This is a genomic window from Haemophilus sp. SZY H53 (genome assembly GCF_054332375.1).
This window is the reverse complement of record NZ_JBTGNV010000002.1, coordinates 31,764-48,417: the sequence shown is the minus strand read 5'-3', so window position 1 is coordinate 48,417 and position 16,654 is coordinate 31,764. Positions and strand designations below refer to the sequence as shown.

Below are 16,654 nucleotides of genomic sequence, written 5' to 3'. Positions count from 1 at the left end.
CTTTCGTTATTTAAAACCGTATCGTTTCAGTAAAAATACAGGAATCCCTGAAAATAGCACTAACATAATGGCATAAGGGGTAGCGGCCGCATATTGTGCATCGGACGTATATTCCCACACCGCAGTTGAAAGCGTTTTAATGTCATTTGGAGTCAGCAATAGGGTCGCGGTGAGTTCTTTCATTAAGTTTAAGAACACTAAAGCAAAGGCGGCTGCAATCCCTGGCAACATGGCTGGAATAACTAAGGTACGGAAAATATAAAAGTTGCTACGGCCTAAACTTTGTCCTACCTTTTCAATGTTGCTAGACATTTGTTCAAGTGAGCTACGCAAGGTCGTTTGTGCCATTGGAAGATAAAGCATAAAGTAGGCGACGATAACCATGGCAAAGGTTTGGTAAAGGGAATACGCATAGTTGATGGTAAAGAAAACTAACGATAATGCGATAACAAGCCCTGGCACAGCATGAAGTAGATAAGGGATTCGATCAAGCCAAATTGTTAATTTACTGCGATAGCGTACTGCGGCCCATACCAACGGCAAAGCACAAATAACGGTAAGTGCTGCACCAAGGATAGATATGGTCAATGAATTTGTGAAGGCGGTAAAAAATTCTCCAAAATCGACCGCACTTTTAATAGAGCTTCCTACTTTTAGCCAATAAATCAGCATAGTAATCGGTACACCAATACTGAGCATAAAAATGGTTGTAAAGAAGCCCACGATTAAAATTTGTTTTCCTACGGATAGCGTTTTCAACGGATAGGGACGTATTACACCTTTGCCGCTTTGATAGAGCGTTTGTGTGCCTCTAAAACGAATTTCACCCATTACAACAAGGATACAGATCACCATTAACACACCAGAAAGTAAGGCAGCGGTGTTGTTATTAAAGGCCATTTCATATTCTTGGAAAATAGCTGTGGTGAAGGTTTGATAATTTAAAATAGAAACTGCCCCAAACTCTACCAACATATGAAGCGCAATTAATAATATGCTGCTACCGATGGCGGGTTTGAGTTGTGGAAAAATCGCATGCCAAAATGTGTAAGCATAGCTTTTAGCCAATGAAAGGCTCACTTCTTCTAAAGAGCGGTCAAGTCTTTTTAAGGTAGCAGCGACGGGAAGATAGGCAAGCGGGAAAGAACTTAGCGTCATAATCCCAATCGTTCCCCAAAAGCCTTCCACTTTAAAAGTGAGACTGATCCAAGTAAAACAACTCACAAAAGCGGGGATACAAAGGGGGAGCGTCATGGCGACTTGGAAAAAGCCTTTTCCCCAGAAGCGATAACGTTCCAATAAAAAAGCACATGCCGTGCCGAGGATAATGGCAAAAAGCGTGACAAATACCATTAAAAGTAAGGTATTACTGAGCAATTCCCACATTCTTGGACGCCAAAGTAATTCAATGCTGCGAGCCAATCCGACATTTGCTGCTCGCTCAATAACATATAAAAAAGGGAGTAATAATGGCAAACTAATCAGCACGATTAAGGCAATAAGCCAGCGAGGTGGGCGATTAGACACAGAAAAATCCTTTAAAAAATATCAGAGTAGAGTAAATAGTAAAAGGGCGTGTATTACACGCCCTATATTGTATAGCAAATCAAAAATTATTTCAGGCCAGCTTCTTCAATAAGTTTGTTTGCATTGTTTTTGTCTTCAGAAGTCGTTGCTGAAACAACTGGTGCTTCTAATTTTGAGTAAGGTTCCATTTTGAATGGAGAAACTACGTCGGTACGAAGTGGGTATTCTGCACGTACGGAAACAAATGCTTCTTGTCCTTCTTTACTTGCTAAGAAATCGACAAATTTTTTCGCTTCTTCTTTATTTTTAGAGCCTTTTAATACAGCTGCCCCTGAATAAGTTACTAACGCACCAGGATCTTTATGACGAATAAAGTAAAGACGAGTTTTGAGGTTTTCAGCACCTTTTTCTTTTGCCATCGCATACCAGTAATAGTTATTAATTAACGCTGCGGGTACTTCACCATTTTCAACCGCTTGAAGAGCAACGCTGTTTTTCGCATAAAGTTTACCGTTTTCTTTTAAGCCTTTTAACCATTTAAGAGCGGCATCTTTACCTTTCAATTTGGTAATCGCAACCACTTGCTCTAAGAATGCGCCTGAAGTTGGAACGTAACCAATTTTATCTTTCCATTTTGGTGTTGCATAATCTAATACGGATTTTTCCATGTCTTTTTCAGATAATTTAGTGTGATCGTAAACCACAACACGAGAACGACCGCTTAATGCGACCCAGTCTTTTTTCGGTGCAACAGGCACGCCATTGTGTGCAGTTTGTTTAATAGTATCTGCAGAAAGCGGTTCTAATAAGCCTGCATCAGACAGGGCAGCGAAAGGTGCAGTTTGTTCAGAAAAGAATACGTCAGCAGGGGTTTTATCGCCCTCTTCTTTTAATTGACCTGCAAGTTGATCGCTTTTCGCACTGTTTAAGGTCACTTTAATGCCCGTTGCTTTTGTAAATGCATCAGCAACGGCTTGAGAACCTTCTTTGTGTTGGCCGTTGTAAACGGTAATATCTGCAGAAGCGAATCCTGCAAACGCCATTAAGCCAGTTAGTGCGGCAATTTGGAAGTGCTTAATTTTCATGAAAACTCCTTATGTTATTGGGCAAATCGCCCATTTTCTGAAAATAAAAGTTGCCCTATTCTAATCACTTAAAATAGATAATGCAAATAATTATCAGGTATTTTTTCTTATATCAAAATTTCATATCCCATTCCATTTTCTTCCTTTGTTCTATAGTGATTTTTTTACATAATGTGAAGTAGAAATATCTAATAAGGACGGCTATGAATATTCAGCAAATTATTAAGCAACATCATTTGGAACTCTTATTTCAACAAGGTTCTTTCGGCATAGAGAAGGAAAGTCAACGTGTACATGCTAATGGCTCAATTGTGACAACACCACATCCGAAAGCCTTTGGTAATCGTCGCTTTCATCCTTATATTCAAACGGATTTTGCGGAAAGCCAGTTGGAACTGGTGACTCCGCCTATGAAAAAATTAGAGGACACATTACGTTGGCTCTCGGCAATTCATGAAGTCACCTTGCGAACATTACCCGACAATGAATTTATTTTTCCTTTCAGTATGCCAGCCGGTTTACCGCCGGAAGATCAGATTAAGGTCGCTCAATTAGATAATTCAGAGGATGTGGCTTATCGTGAGCATTTAGTTCAATCTTATGGTAAATACAAGCAAATGGTCAGTGGTATTCATTATAATTTTCAGATTGAACCTAAGTTTATTGATGCCTTATTTTATGCGCAAAATGAAACACAAAGTGCGGTTGATTTTAGAAATGATTTTTACCTAAAAATAGCGAAGAACTTCTTACGCTATCAATGGATTCTGCTTTATCTGTTTTCTGCGACACCGACGGTAGAGGAAAAATATTTCAGAGGTAATTCCCCCCTTAAATTGCATCAATATGTGCGCAGTTTACGGTCAGGAAAATATGGTTATGTGAATGATCCGAAGATCCACGTCTCTTATGACAGTTTGCAAGACTATGTTGAGACGTTAGAACACTGGGTGAAATCAGGTGATCTGATTGCTGAAAAAGAGTTTTACTCGAGCGTACGTTTACGCGGTGCGAAAAAAGCGCGAGATTTACTCAAAAATGGAATTCAATATTTGGAATTCCGCTTGTTTGATCTCAATCCGTTTGCACCTTACGGAATAGAACTTAGTGATGCGAAATTCATTCATTATTTTATTTTATTAATGGCATGGCTTGATGATACCGCTGATCAAGAGGGTGTAAAATTAGGCAAAGCACGTCTTGCTGAAGTGGCATGGGAAGATCCAAAAAAGCAAAGTGTTTATGCGGTAGAAGGGGAATTAGTCCTCCTTGAAATGCTTAAAATGCTTGAGCAACTCAATGTAAGTGATGAGATTAAAACCATTGTTAAAGACAAATTAGGACAATTTGCTGATCCAAGCCAAACGCTTTGTGCAAAAGTTGTCTCGGCAATTGAACAGGTCGGCAGTTACCAACAATTAGGGGCTGATATCGCGCAATCCAATAAAGCAAAAGCCTTTGAATGTTTTTATGCATTAAGTGCGTTTGATAATATGGAACTGTCAACACAGGCGTTATTGTTTGATGCAATCCAAAAAGGATTAAACATTGAGATTTTGGATGAACGTGATCAATTTATTAGTCTTCAATTTGGCGAACATTTGGAGTATGTGAAAAATGGTAATATGACTTCTCATGATAGCTATATTTCTCCACTCATTATGGAAAATAAAGTAGTGACGAAGAAAGTGTTAGCAAAAGCAGGTTTTAACGTACCGCAAAGTATCGAATTTACCGATGTGAAAAGTGCGGTCGAAAATTTCCCACTTTTTGAGAATCGAGCCGTCGTGATTAAGCCAAAATCAACGAATTTTGGTTTAGGGAACAGCATTTTCCAACAGGGTGTAACGAATAGAGAAGATTTTACAAAAGCAGTAGAAATTGCTTTCCGTGAAGATAAAGAGATCATGGTTGAAGATTATCTACTTGGCACCGAATATCGTTTCTTTGTGTTGGGTGATCAAACGTTAGCTGTCTTATTACGCGTTCCTGCAAATGTAATTGGAGATGGTGTACACACCGTTGCTGAATTAGTTGCAGCTAAAAATGATCATCCTTTACGGGGCGATGGCAGTCGTACACCATTGAAAAAAATTGCATTGGGAGATATTGAGCAGTTGCAGCTTAAGGAGCAAGGATTAACCGTGAATTCTATTCCTGCAAAAGATCAACTTGTTCAATTACGTGCGAATTCTAATATTAGTACAGGCGGTGATTCTATTGATATGACGGATGAAATGCATGCCAGTTACAAAGAAATTGCGGTAGGGATTAGCAAGGCAATGGGGGCGGCAGTTTGTGGTGTAGATTTAATCATTCCTGATTTGAAACAGCCGGCAGAACCGAGTTTACGTTCGTGGGGTGTGATTGAGGCAAACTTTAATCCTATGATGATGATGCATATTTTCCCATTTAGTGGACAATCTCGACGATTGACAATGAATGTAATTAAGATGCTTTTCCCTGAATTGCCTTAATTTAGTTATCGGGCTTCATCAGTTGGTGAAGCCCGTTTTACATTCATCGTAATTAGGCTAAAATGGAAACAGTATTAACAATTCTAAAATGAAATTTAATGACAGCTTTTACCTTAGAACCTCAAGAAAATGATTGTCTGCAATCCCTTTGCGGTGCATTCGATGAAAATATCAAACTGATTGAGAAAGAATTTAACCTCAATATTTCCCGCAATAATTTTACTTTCACGGTGAAATCTAACGATGAAAGTCCGAAACCTCATTATGAGCAATTAATTGAGCGTGCGGCTAAATTAATCCAGGCATTATATGTAGAGACAGCACCAATTAAGGGGAAAGTGAAAGAACTTGATTTGGAAGATGTGCATATTGCCTTGCAAGAGAGCAGAATGTTATCGCAAGAAGGCAGTGAGTCATGCAGTGAAAATCACGTCTATAGCACCACAATTAAAACCAAGCGAGGTTTGATTAAACCGCGTGGTGAAAATCAAATTCAGTATTTACACAATATTCTTACGCACGATATTAGTTTTGGGATTGGACCCGCTGGAACGGGGAAAACCTTTTTAGCCGTAGCAGCGGCTGTTGAGGCATTAGAACGCCAAGAAATTCGTCGCATTTTGCTGACTCGTCCTGCGGTGGAAGCGGGCGAAAAATTAGGTTTCCTGCCTGGTGATTTAGGACAGAAAATTGAACCTTATTTACGACCACTTTATGATGCGTTATTTGAAATGCTTGGCTTTGAACGCGTACAAAAATTGATGGAGCGTAATGTGATTGAAATTGCGCCATTAGCTTATATGCGTGGGCGTACACTCAATGATAGCTTTATCATTCTAGATGAAAGCCAAAATACGACGGTCGAACAAATGAAAATGTTTTTAACCCGTATTGGGTTTAATTCCAAAGCCGTGATTACAGGGGATGTAACCCAAATCGATTTACCGCGCAGCACAAAATCGGGTTTACGCCACGCCATGGAAGTGTTAAGCAAAGTGTCTGAATTAAGTTTTAACTACTTTGAAAGTAAAGATATTGTACGACATCCTGTGGTGGCAAAAGTGGTACAAGCTTACGAAGAATGGGAAGCTCAAGATGAAATTCGTCGCCAAGGAATCGCAGCGCAGCGTCGAGCTGAACGTGAGCAAAAAGTGCGGTCAGAAAATGAAACGAATTTAGGAGAATAATATGGGCAATATGATTATCGATTTACAACTGGCCTGTGAAAATACAGAAGGTTTGCCATCAGAAGCGCAAATTCTGCAATGGGCAACCACCGCAGTGCAACCAGAAAGTGATAATGTCGAAATGACGGTACGTATTGTGGATGAAGCAGAAAGCCATGACTTGAATTTGACTTATCGTGGAAAAGATCGTCCAACCAATGTATTGTCTTTCCCTTTTGAATGTCCTGATGAAGTGGAATTACCGCTGTTGGGCGATTTGGTGATTTGTCGCCAGGTAGTGGAGCGTGAAGCTATCGAGCAAGAAAAGCCTTTAATGGAGCATTGGGCGCACATGATAGTGCATGGTAGCTTACATTTACTTGGTTATGATCATATTGAAGATGATGAAGCTGAAGAAATGGAAAGTTTAGAAACTGAAATTATGCAGAGTTTAGGCTTTGCCGATCCTTACCTTTCCGAAAAATAATGACGATTTGGAGCAATTATGTATAAAGCCGTATTCAGCGATTTTGATGGTACTTTATTAACGTCGGATCATCGAATTTCGCCTAAAACCTTAGATGCAATTCAACGCATTACAAAACAAGGTATTCCATTTATACCAATCTCTGCTCGTTCGCCGCTTGGTATTTGGCCTTATGCAAAACTCATTGAAAATTACAACATCATTGTGGCATTTAGTGGCGCCTTGATTTTAGATAAAAAAGCTACACCTATTTATTCGGTACAAATTGATTCCGCTGATATCCAAGCCATTAATCAAGTATTAGCAGATCATCCTGCGTTGGGTGTCAATTATTATACTTATGATGATTGCGTCGCTCGCGATTTGGATAATAAATGGGTGATTTATGAGCGTAGCGTAACAGGCATTCAGATTGATCCTTATGATGAAAGTGCGGTCTATTCTCCACATAAAATTCAAATCATTGGTGAAACAGATGAAGTGATTGCTATTGAGCAAATCTTGAAAGAGAAATTCCCACATTTAAGTATTTGCCGTTCTCATGCGAATTTCCTTGAAGTGATGCATAAATCGGCGACAAAAGGTAATGCAGTACGTTTTCTCGAAGATTACTTTCATGTGAAGATGGAAGAATGTGTCGCTTTCGGTGATAACTTTAACGATTTAGATATGCTAGAAAGCGTGGGATTAGGCGTGGCAATGGGCAATGCACCGGATGAGATTAAACGGGCCGCCAATCGTGTCACCGCTTCGCATAATGATGATGGGATTGCATTGATATTGAATGAAATCTTTCCTGAATAAATAAAAGGCGCTTTTTATGAAAAAGCGCCTTATTCATTATAGTGCGGCTAGCGCAGCTTCATAATTTGGCTCATCTTTAATTTCAGACACCAATTCACTATATAACACGTTATTGTTTTCATCTAAGACAATCACTGAACGAGCAGTTAAACCTGCGATTGGACCTGTTGTGATGTTTACCCCTAAGTTTTCATGGACTTCTTTATGACGGAAAGTAGAAAGCGTTTCTACGTTCCCAATACCTTCTGCACCGCAGAATCGTGTTTGTGCAAAAGGTAAATCAGCTGAAATGCAAAGTACCACAGCATTTTTTAAATTAGCTGCTTGTTGATTGAATTTGCGAACCGAAGTTGCACATACACCTGTATCAATACTTGGAAAAATATTTAAAACTTTGCGTTTTCCTGCATAAGTATCAAGCGTGACGTCAGCGAGTTCTTTATTGGTGAGTGTAAGTGCGGTCACTTTCTCTCCTTTTTGGGGAAAGTTGCCGCTTACTTCAATGGGATTACCCATCATTGTTACTTGGGTCATAAAAGCTCCTATTTTTTATTGCTTAAATTAAGCACTTTTTTAAGTGCAGTAAAAAATTTGTCATTTTCTTGTGGCAAGCCAATGCTGATACGTAAGTGATTTGGCATGCCATAACCTACAATCGGGCGAACAATAATGCCTTCGTGCAATAATGTATCATAAATTGGTTTGGCAGGTTGTTTAAAATTAATGGTAATAAAGTTACCTTTAGACGGAATAAAGTCTAAACCATATTGCTGACAGAAGGCTTCATAACGTTTCATTTCTTGGCGATTATTCTCAGCTACTTTTTCAATAAAAGTATCATCGTTCATCACCGCAACCGCACTGGTTAAAGCTAGACTATTACAGTTAAACGGTTGACGAACACGGTTTAATAAATCTGCAATTTCAGAATTAGAGACTGCGTAGCCAATACGTAACCCCGCCAATCCATAAGCTTTTGATAGAGAACGAGAAACGATAAGGTTCGGGTATTTTTCCAGTAATGCAAAAGAATTAACGCGTTCGCTTGGATGAGTAAATTCAGTATAAGCTTCATCTAGTACCACAATCACATTTTCAGGTACTTTGGCCAAGAAAGCATCTAATTCTGCTTCCGTTAAGAAATTCCCCGTTGGATTGTTTGGATTGGCAATAAAAATCAGCTTGGTTTTATCTGAAAGTGCGGTCAAAAATCCGTCCAAATCATGTCCCCAGTCTTTAGCTGGAATTTCTTTAGCAATGGCGTTAATGGCTTTGGTCACTAAAGGGTAAACAATAAAAGCATATTGGGAATAAATCACTTCATCGTGTTCACCCGCAAAGGTGTGGGCAAAGAGCTCTAATAAATCGTTAGAACCATTGCCAAGGGTGATTTGGTTTGGTTGCACACCAAATTTTTTCGCAATAGCTGCTTTAAGTTCAAAACCATTCGCATCAGGGTAGCGAGTTAAATGATCAAGTTGGGCTTGAATGGCTTTTTTCGCACATTCAGGAAACCCAAAAGGGTTTTCATTCGAGGCAAGTTTAACGATACTTGTAATACCTAATTCGCGTTCAAGTTCTTCGAGCGGTTTTCCTGCTTGGTAAGGCGACAGAGATTTTACGCCTTGATTGGCGACGTTGATATATTGCATATGCTTTCCTTATAAAAACGAGCGGGCCTTTCAGCCCGCACGTTGAGTTTAATGAATCAGATAATTAGCTATTTTCAGCTTCAAATTTTTTCATGAATTCAATAAGCGCTTGCACGCCTTCTAATGGCATCGCGTTATAGATAGAGGCGCGCATACCACCTAGCACTTTGTGACCTTTTAAAGCTTGAAGACCGGCAGCTGTAGATTCTGCGACAAATTTAGCATCAAGCTCTGGATTACCTGTTACGAATGTCACATTCATGGTTGAACGGTTTTCTTTAGCCACTACGTTACGATAGAGTTTGCTACTATCAATGTAGTCATAAAGGGTTTGTGCTTTCACTGCGTTACGTTTTGCAATTTCTTTTAAGCCGCCGATTGCTTGAATATGTTTAAAGACCAATGAACAGAGATACCAAGCAAATGTTGGTGGGGTATTGATCATAGAATCCGCATCACGCTGCGTGGCATAATTCCAAATTGATGGGGTAGCTTGGCGAGCATGACCAATCAAATCATCGCGAATAATCACAAGCGTAATTCCTGCCGGACCAAGATTTTTTTGCGCACCCGCATAAATGACACCAAATTTGCTAATATCAATTTCACGAGAAAGAATATTAGATGACATATCTGCCACGAGAATAGCATCACCCACATTTGGTACATCAAAAATTTCCACACCACTGATGGTTTCATTTGGACAATAGTGAACGTAATCGTATTGTTCAGCGATTTCGCTGAAATCAAGATTGGTGATGTGTGTGTGCTCACCATTTTCCACAATGGTAATTTCATCAATTTCAGCAAAATTACGTGCTTCTTTCGCTGCAGTTGCAGACCAGTGACCGCTATTTAAGTAAAGTGCTTTGCCTTTCTCACCAATTAGGTTCATTGGTAATGCCGCGAATTGACCACGAGCCCCACCTTGTAGGAATAACACACGATAGTTATCTGGAATGTGATATACCTCACGTAGATCTTTTTCTGCTTGAGCAATCAATTCCATAAAGTATTTGCCACGGTGACTGACTTCCATTACCGATACACCTTGACCAAGCCAGTTGGTTAACTCAGCTTGTGCTTTTTGTAGTACCTCAGGAAAAATCATGGCTGGACCCGCGCTAAAATTAAAGACTTTTGACATTGTGTTTCCTTATTTTATTGAAATGTATTTTTCTTTTTTACCACTACCAAATAGGATAATCAACTAAATCACAGTGTTTTTTGATCTAACCCATCAATTTTACGTTAAGCTTTTGACGGACAGAAAAAAAAACGATACATTACGTTGAGTTTGTTTTTTAATTTTTAGAGAGTTAATCATGGGAAATGTAAATAAATCCTTCCAAGAAGTATTAGAGTATGTGCGTTTATATCGTTTAAAAAATAAACTTAAACGCGACATAGAAGACAACAACCGCAAAATTCGTGATAACCAAAAACGTGTCTTATTGTTAGATAACTTAAATCAATATATCCATGATGATATGAGCATTGAAGATGTTCGTGCGATTATCGAAAATATGCGTGATGACTATGAAGGCCGTGTTGATGACTATAATATTCGTAATGCGGATCTTTCTACTCAACGTCGAGAAGTGAGCGCGAAAATGAAAGAGCAGAAAAAAGCGCATGCGAAATTAGTAAAAGATACAAATAAAATTACATTATAAAATCCTAAAAGAAATGACCGCACTTTATCGAAGTGCGGTCATTTTTTATGGCATTTTTAGGATGATCTATAAATGATTAAACATCATAGGTGCCTATTACTACAGCTTGATCTAAAATATGCCCTTGCATCGCAAAATGTAGATCATTAAAACGGAATCCTGGTTTGAGGTTTAGTTTAGTATCGAGCGCATACACAATAAGTTCGTAACGATGTAAACAGTTTGGTGGTGCCATACCGCCATAGAATGAGGCTTCTTCAATATCAAATTGACCTAATTTACTCGCCCAAGTGTTTGCACCTTGCACATAATCTGTTGCGGTTTGGCTTTCATTTTCTTGAATAACTGTACGTTCAAGATCTGCAATAAGCCAATGAATCCACACAAAGCCACTCGCCGTAATTGCGTCTTTATCTTCTAAGACAACTGCAAAGGATTTAGTGCCTTGAGGTGCATCATGAATTTCAAACGGGATAGAGTAGGTTGGCATACCATTTGGGCTAAATTGTGTGCCGCGTTTACCATATTTATCTTCAAAGGCACCATTTTGAATGGCTGAACTGGTTACAAACATTGTTTTCTCCTTAATTTCTCACGGAATACACTTTAAATTTGGTGGTTTGAGCAAGGACTTCAAATTTCCCGAAATGTTGTGCTAATAAATCGGGATAGGGAAGAAATGCATTAGCAACGATACGCAGTTCTCCACCTGCCGTCAAATGCCATTTAGCCTGTTGAATAAGTTCTTTCACCGCACGATAAGCAGTGTCGATTCCATCGTGGAAAGGCGGGTTTGAAATAATCAGATTAAATTTCCCTTCAATATGGGAAAAAATATCGCTTGCGATAACCTGACCTTCAAGCTGATTTTCAGCAAGCGTTTGACGAGCAGATTGAATTGCCATTGCATGAATATCAGTCATTGTAACATCCGCTTTAGGATGATGTTTTTTGATCATGGAACCAATGACACCCGCCCCACAACCAATATCTAACACTTTGCCTTGAATTGGTGACGTTAAGGTAGAAAGTAGAAGTGACGTGCCACTATCAAGTTCATTAGCACTGAATACACCTGGCAAACTGAAAATACGGAGATCACCTAACGCATCATTTTGGTAGCATTTCCAATAAGATTGAAGATCAAAGTGCGGTTGTTTTTGTAAGGAAAAATGGTATAAACCGCAACGACGCGCTGAGTCGATTTTGCCAATTTCACCATAAGGTTCAAGCAATTTTTCAGCTGAACGGACGCCACAACGATTTTCACCGATAATCAACACTTCTTGACCAATTTTACTTTTGGCGAGTAGTTGCATCAGCTGAAAATTCACTTCTTGTTTATTCTTCGTCCAATAATAAATAATCAAATCAGATTGCGGCTGAAATTCAACCTCAAAATTGACCGCACTTTGGGTTTTGGCATAATCAAAATACCAACTCCAAACCTGCACAGATTGGCAATGTTTTTGCAATATTTGAGGAAAATCATCATTAATGCCGCCGGCAAGAAGAATTGATTTACCGCTAAAAAGGGGAAGATGGCGTTGTAAAACTTCGCTTTCGAGAGAAATCACGCTTTAAATCCTGTGGTTTATTGGTTAAAATTACGTGTTATTCTAACAAAAGAAAACGATTTAAACGTATTTATTAAGGAATTATTTATGAAAAAAATCATCACCGCAGTCGCAATGGCAAGTTTATTGTCTGGCTGTCAATTAATCGAACAACTTCAAGGTAGCAAACAAAAAACTTCAACCTTACCAACAACAAGCTCAAAAGTTGAATTACCTGCTGCACAAGCGCAAAGCTTAGATGCGCAGTTTGAGCGCATTAAAAAAGGTAACCAAGAAGTGACATTCAACGGCGAGAAATTCTATAAACAAACGAAAGCCTTTGATAAATCAGAAGATCCGCGTTTCTTAAGTGGAGCGGCGAATGTAGATCGTAGCAATCGTAAATTCATTATGAGCGAAACCTATTATTTAAAAGATGTTTCTCATGTTCCTGCATTAACGACAAAATATCTTGATGCAAACAAAAAAGTATGTGAGTTAAAAACAATTGGTAACGCTTCAGATGTTTACTATGCTTGTGATGGTAAAGATTTCCAACGTTTTATCGCCGTGATTTATCAAGCGAAAAACATTCTTTCTTTCCGTAGTTTAAGAGCGTATCAAGAAAAACCAACCGAAGCGCAAGAAAAAGCGATTGTTAAAGGTTTAAGAGATTATCCGTTAGATACTATCGCTCGTTAATCTATGGATAGACGCAATCTTCTTTTAAATGAAATGGGGATAACCCGTTGGCAGCTCTATCGCCCCGAAGTATTGCAAGGGGCGGTTGGTGTGAGAGTGTCTGAACAAGTGAAATTTATTGTGGTGACTAATGATAATCTCTCGAGTTCACCGCTTTTTGCAGATATTCGACTTGCGCTAGAGCTCAAAAAAGAAGATTGCCTTTGCTTGAGTTTTGATCAAATTCAACATATCACATTACAGCATTCGGTGCGGTATTGGTTATTGGCTGAAAATACTGATGAAATCGACCGCACTTTGCCTTATTGCTTAAACGCAGAGCGTGTTTATCGCTCTGTTGATTGGCAACAATTCCAACAAGATAGCCAAGCTAAGCGTGAGCTTTGGCAACAAATCCAACAAATTTAATCATTATGCCTTCTCTTTTTCCTATTGAAGAATGCGATATGGATCGCTTATATGAAATTGAACAAGCTGCACATTTAGTGCCTTGGTCCTTGGGAACATTGAAAAATAATGTCGGCGAGCGTTATTTCAATTTGAAATTAGTGGAGAAAGAGCGAGTGCTTGGTTTTGCTATTTGCCAAATGGTATTAGATGAAGCCACATTATTTAATATTGCGATTGACCCCGCTCAACAAGGAAAGGGCTACGGTTCGTTTTTATTGCAAGGTTTAATGGATAAACTTAAAGAGAAAGGCATTCAAACGCTTTGGCTTGAAGTACGTGAATCGAATCCTGCTCGTTTTCTTTATGAAAAGTTAGGGTTTAATGAGGTTGATATTCGTAAGAATTATTATCCCAAACCAGATGGTGGACGAGAAAATGCTGTCGTGATGGCATGTTATCTCTAGAATGCAAAAGTGCGGTCAATGTTGACCGCACTTTGTTTATCTGAAAAATAAGACGTTACACTTCTTCTGCAGGGAAGACAAATGGATTTAATCCACTGCGAGCAAAGCCTTTTTCTTCCATTTCAATATCTAAGAAAATTGATGCTAAATCATCCGCTACCGCTTCAACATTCGGATCTTTTTCTTGGAACATGATTTTTAAATAGCTTTGGCAATCGCCACAGGTTTCAGCACGAACAAGAGCAAGCTCTTCATTTAATGACCACATTTCAAGATTTTTGTGTTCATTGCAGTTTGTGCATTGTGCGCGCACTAAATTCCATTCACTTTCACAGAGATTGCAGTGCAAATAGCGTAAACCTTGTGAAGTACCGATATGAACAACACTTGACACAGGTGCAGAACCACAAACAGGGCAGTAATGTAGGTTATCTGTGCCTTCTTGGCGGCTGTTATGCGGAATTTGTTGAGCCAATTGTAACCAATAAAGAGAAAGTGCCGCCCAGATAAAGACAGCTTTATCGGTGCTCACCAAATTAAATTCTTGGCTTAAAAGATGGCTAGCCATCTCTTCAAGCTCTTTCTCTGAGGCTTTTTCAAGATTTTCAATGGTAGCAAGAACCTGTTCATTTGCTTTGGGTTTAATGTTATGTAAAATTTCTTTGAGATATTCAATCCAAATGCTTGAGCGTTTAAACGTTTTAGTATTTAACGGTTCAAGTTCATCTAAATTATCGAAATGCTGTTTTTCTAATGGATTTTTTTCAAATACGCTTAATTGGCTTTCCACAACATCTGCAGCAAAGAGTAAATAATCAGCCAATGGATGATCTTTTGCTAATTCTCTTAAACGTTTTGCACGACGTTGATAAAGATTTTTAGGGTTAGCAAATAGCACAGGCGGAATATCGTATGAATTCGTTTTTTGTTTGATTTCGTCTGCAGATAAGATTTTGATACTCATAATAGTCTCTTAAGTATTGATAAGAAAAAGTGCGGTCATTTTAACCGCACTTTTTGATTTTAGCCATTGATACCTTTGAACAATGCCTTGGTTTTTACTTTTTTACCTTCAGCTTCGTTTTTAAGATCTTCTTCTAGCTTAGGAAGTACTTCGTCGTTATACCATTTAGGGTGGTGTTTTTTCGCCCAGCGAACGGTTACCCAACCTTCCACGATACCACGAATGGAGCCTTTCACCCAGAATGCCATGTACATGTGTACCAAGATACCGGTGAACAACATGAATGCACTTAGTGAGTGAAGTAAAATCGCAAAACGCAACACTGGGATAGAGAAGTAGTGTGAGAAATATTGACGCCACATAATGATGCCTGTTACAAGCAAGGTAACCATCGCCAAGTTCAATGTCCAGAATAACATTTTTTGACCAAGGTTATACTTACCGTTATAAGCAACAGCGTGTTCATTTCCTTTCAATACTTCAAGCATGCCTTTTAACCAGCGGATATCGTTTTTCTCTGGAATATTGTGATCCCAGTAAAGATAGCCAAGGAAAATAAAGGCTACGAACATAATGATACCGGTGAACGGGTGAATTGCTCGCGCTAGTTGCGGAGTACCTAAAATCTCAGTTAACCACGCAAAATCTGGGAAGAAGAAAGCCACACCAGTGAACATCGTCATAAAGAAGCAGATTACGAGTAGCCAATGGCTAAAACGAGCAGGCGTTCTGTGACGAATGATTCGAGTATCATTGCTAATCTCAATCTTACTCATCTTTGCCCCCTTTTCTATCTTCTTCTTCAAGTTCGTGGTGATGATCTTCCACATCTTCTTCTACGTTTGGACCTACAGCTAAGTAGTGACCGATTTCAGCAAGCGCTAAACCACCCATTGCCACAGCGGCTACCGGTTTCAAGATATCTTTCCACAAGGTAACTGTTGGGTCGATTTGTGGATCTTTTGGTAATCCTGAATAAAGTTCTGGTTTATCAGCATGGTGTAATACATACATTACGTGTGTACCACCCACGCCTTCAGGGTCATAGATGCCTGCATTTTCGTAACCACGTGATTTTAAGTCAGCAACACGTTGTTCTGCGTAGAGTTTCATTTCTTCTTTAGAACCAAAACGAATTGCACCGGTTGGACATGTTTTCACACAAGCCGGTTCTTGGCCTACAGAAACACGATCCACACACAGGGTACATTTGTACACGCGGTTGTCGTCTGGGTTCATACGTGGAATGTTGAACGGACAACCTGCAATACAGTAACCACAACCGATACATTTATCAGATTGGAAATCCACGATACCGTTCGCATATTGGATGATTGCACCCGGTGCAGGACAAGCTTTTAAACAGCCTGGTTCTGAACAGTGCATACAACCATCTTTACGGATTAACCATTCTAAACGATCATTTTCTTCGACTTCGTTAAAGCGCATTACCGTCCATGCTTTTGCGTTGAGATCTACTGGGTTATCATAGATCCCTACACATTGAGCATTAATATCAGAACGGATGTCATTCCACTCTGAACAGCCCACCTGACAGGCTTTACAACCGATACAGGTGGATACGTCGATTAATTTTGCTACTTCAACTTTATGATCACGCGCTTGAGGTGCCGGCGTTAAGCCTGACGTAGCGGAGACCTTAATAATGTCTTGCGATTGAACGCCTTGACCATTTCCTGCCAT

The 16,654-nt window shown here is 39.3% G+C and carries 18 protein-coding genes; 8 read left to right on the top strand and 10 right to left on the bottom strand.

The features are described from left to right. Nucleotides 1–6: 6 nt before the first annotated feature. Both ACXVWB_RS02315 and ACXVWB_RS02310 read right to left on the bottom strand, forming a co-directional pair. Complete coding sequence (locus ACXVWB_RS02315; protein WP_289901240.1) at nt 7–1,527, bottom strand: ABC transporter permease; 1,521 nt, start codon at nt 1,525–1,527, stop codon at nt 7–9. Between the two features lie 86 nt (nt 1,528–1,613). After that, nucleotides 1,614–2,612, bottom strand: coding sequence for an iron ABC transporter substrate-binding protein (locus ACXVWB_RS02310; RefSeq protein WP_289901239.1), 999 nt, complete (start codon nt 2,610–2,612; stop codon nt 1,614–1,616). Between the two features lie 203 nt (nt 2,613–2,815). Here ACXVWB_RS02310 and gshAB point away from each other — a divergent pair, with 203 nt between their 5' ends. The 4 genes from gshAB (at nt 2,816) to ACXVWB_RS02290 (ending at nt 7,546) form a co-directional block, all read left to right on the top strand. Continuing rightward, nucleotides 2,816–5,089, top strand: coding sequence for a bifunctional glutamate--cysteine ligase GshA/glutathione synthetase GshB (gene gshAB, locus ACXVWB_RS02305; protein WP_289901238.1), 2,274 nt, complete (start codon nt 2,816–2,818; stop codon nt 5,087–5,089). Nucleotides 5,090–5,187: 98 nt separating this feature from the next. Next, a complete protein-coding gene (locus tag ACXVWB_RS02300; protein ID WP_289901237.1) occupies nt 5,188–6,276 on the top strand; it encodes a PhoH family protein in 1,089 nt (362 codons plus the stop codon). A 1-nt stretch (nt 6,277) separates the two neighbouring features. Next, complete coding sequence (gene ybeY / locus ACXVWB_RS02295) at nt 6,278–6,742, top strand: rRNA maturation RNase YbeY (RefSeq protein WP_289901236.1); 465 nt, start codon at nt 6,278–6,280, stop codon at nt 6,740–6,742. Nucleotides 6,743–6,760: 18 nt separating this feature from the next. Beyond that, on the top strand, nt 6,761–7,546 hold the full coding sequence (locus ACXVWB_RS02290) for a Cof-type HAD-IIB family hydrolase (RefSeq protein ID WP_289901235.1): 786 nt from the start codon (nt 6,761–6,763) through the stop codon (nt 7,544–7,546). A 36-nt stretch (nt 7,547–7,582) separates the two neighbouring features. On the opposite strand, the gene tpx is transcribed toward ACXVWB_RS02290, so the two are convergent. The 3 genes from tpx to serC form a co-directional block, all read right to left on the bottom strand. Beyond that, entirely contained in the window at nt 7,583–8,080 is a 498-nt protein-coding gene (gene tpx / locus ACXVWB_RS02285; RefSeq protein WP_289901234.1) for a thiol peroxidase, read from the bottom strand. Nucleotides 8,081–8,088: 8 nt separating this feature from the next. Further along, the gene (hisC, locus tag ACXVWB_RS02280) at nt 8,089–9,198 is read right to left on the bottom strand and encodes a histidinol-phosphate transaminase (protein ID WP_289901233.1); all 1,110 of its coding nucleotides are present in this window, start codon (nt 9,196–9,198) and stop codon (nt 8,089–8,091) included. A 64-nt stretch (nt 9,199–9,262) separates the two neighbouring features. Next, nucleotides 9,263–10,345, bottom strand: a complete 1,083-nt coding sequence (serC, locus tag ACXVWB_RS02275) for a 3-phosphoserine/phosphohydroxythreonine transaminase (protein WP_289901232.1) — start codon at nt 10,343–10,345, stop codon at nt 9,263–9,265. Between the two features lie 178 nt (nt 10,346–10,523). Here serC and ACXVWB_RS02270 point away from each other — a divergent pair, with 178 nt between their 5' ends. Continuing rightward, nucleotides 10,524–10,874: a DUF496 family protein gene (locus ACXVWB_RS02270; protein ID WP_289901231.1), complete on the top strand. Its 351-nt coding sequence runs from the start codon at nt 10,524–10,526 to the stop codon at nt 10,872–10,874. Nucleotides 10,875–10,950: 76 nt separating this feature from the next. On the opposite strand, the gene ACXVWB_RS02265 is transcribed toward ACXVWB_RS02270, so the two are convergent. Both ACXVWB_RS02265 and rsmC read right to left on the bottom strand, forming a co-directional pair. Next, nucleotides 10,951–11,448, bottom strand: coding sequence for a YbhB/YbcL family Raf kinase inhibitor-like protein (locus tag ACXVWB_RS02265; RefSeq protein WP_049355953.1), 498 nt, complete (start codon nt 11,446–11,448; stop codon nt 10,951–10,953). A 10-nt stretch (nt 11,449–11,458) separates the two neighbouring features. After that, on the bottom strand, nt 11,459–12,451 hold the full coding sequence (rsmC, locus tag ACXVWB_RS02260; RefSeq protein ID WP_289901230.1) for a 16S rRNA (guanine(1207)-N(2))-methyltransferase RsmC: 993 nt from the start codon (nt 12,449–12,451) through the stop codon (nt 11,459–11,461). A gap of 87 nt (nt 12,452–12,538) precedes the next feature. On the opposite strand from rsmC, the gene ACXVWB_RS02255 reads away from it, so the two are divergent. The 3 genes from ACXVWB_RS02255 to rimI are packed head-to-tail and all read left to right on the top strand — an operon-like array spanning nt 12,539 to nt 13,986. After that, entirely contained in the window at nt 12,539–13,132 is a 594-nt protein-coding gene (locus ACXVWB_RS02255) for a hypothetical protein (RefSeq protein WP_289901229.1), read from the top strand. 3 nt (nt 13,133–13,135) lie between these two features. Further along, entirely contained in the window at nt 13,136–13,540 is a 405-nt protein-coding gene (locus ACXVWB_RS02250; protein WP_289901228.1) for a DNA polymerase III subunit psi, read from the top strand. Between the two features lie 5 nt (nt 13,541–13,545). Then, on the top strand, nt 13,546–13,986 hold the full coding sequence (gene rimI, locus ACXVWB_RS02245; RefSeq protein WP_289901382.1) for a ribosomal protein S18-alanine N-acetyltransferase: 441 nt from the start codon (nt 13,546–13,548) through the stop codon (nt 13,984–13,986). A 55-nt stretch (nt 13,987–14,041) separates the two neighbouring features. Here rimI and fdhE read toward each other — a convergent pair whose 3' ends face one another. Genes fdhE through fdxH form a run of 3 tightly spaced genes read right to left on the bottom strand, consistent with a single transcriptional unit; the run spans nt 14,042 to nt 16,654 of the window. Next, nucleotides 14,042–14,950: a formate dehydrogenase accessory protein FdhE gene (gene fdhE, locus ACXVWB_RS02240; protein ID WP_289901227.1), complete on the bottom strand. Its 909-nt coding sequence runs from the start codon at nt 14,948–14,950 to the stop codon at nt 14,042–14,044. Between the two features lie 59 nt (nt 14,951–15,009). Beyond that, complete coding sequence (locus ACXVWB_RS02235) at nt 15,010–15,726, bottom strand: formate dehydrogenase subunit gamma (RefSeq protein WP_049355964.1); 717 nt, start codon at nt 15,724–15,726, stop codon at nt 15,010–15,012. Further along, nucleotides 15,719–16,654 (bottom strand): formate dehydrogenase subunit beta, encoded by a 936-nt coding sequence (fdxH, locus tag ACXVWB_RS02230; RefSeq protein WP_458485207.1) that lies wholly within the window; start codon nt 16,652–16,654, stop codon nt 15,719–15,721. Before fdxH ends, ACXVWB_RS02235 begins: the two co-directional genes overlap by 8 nt.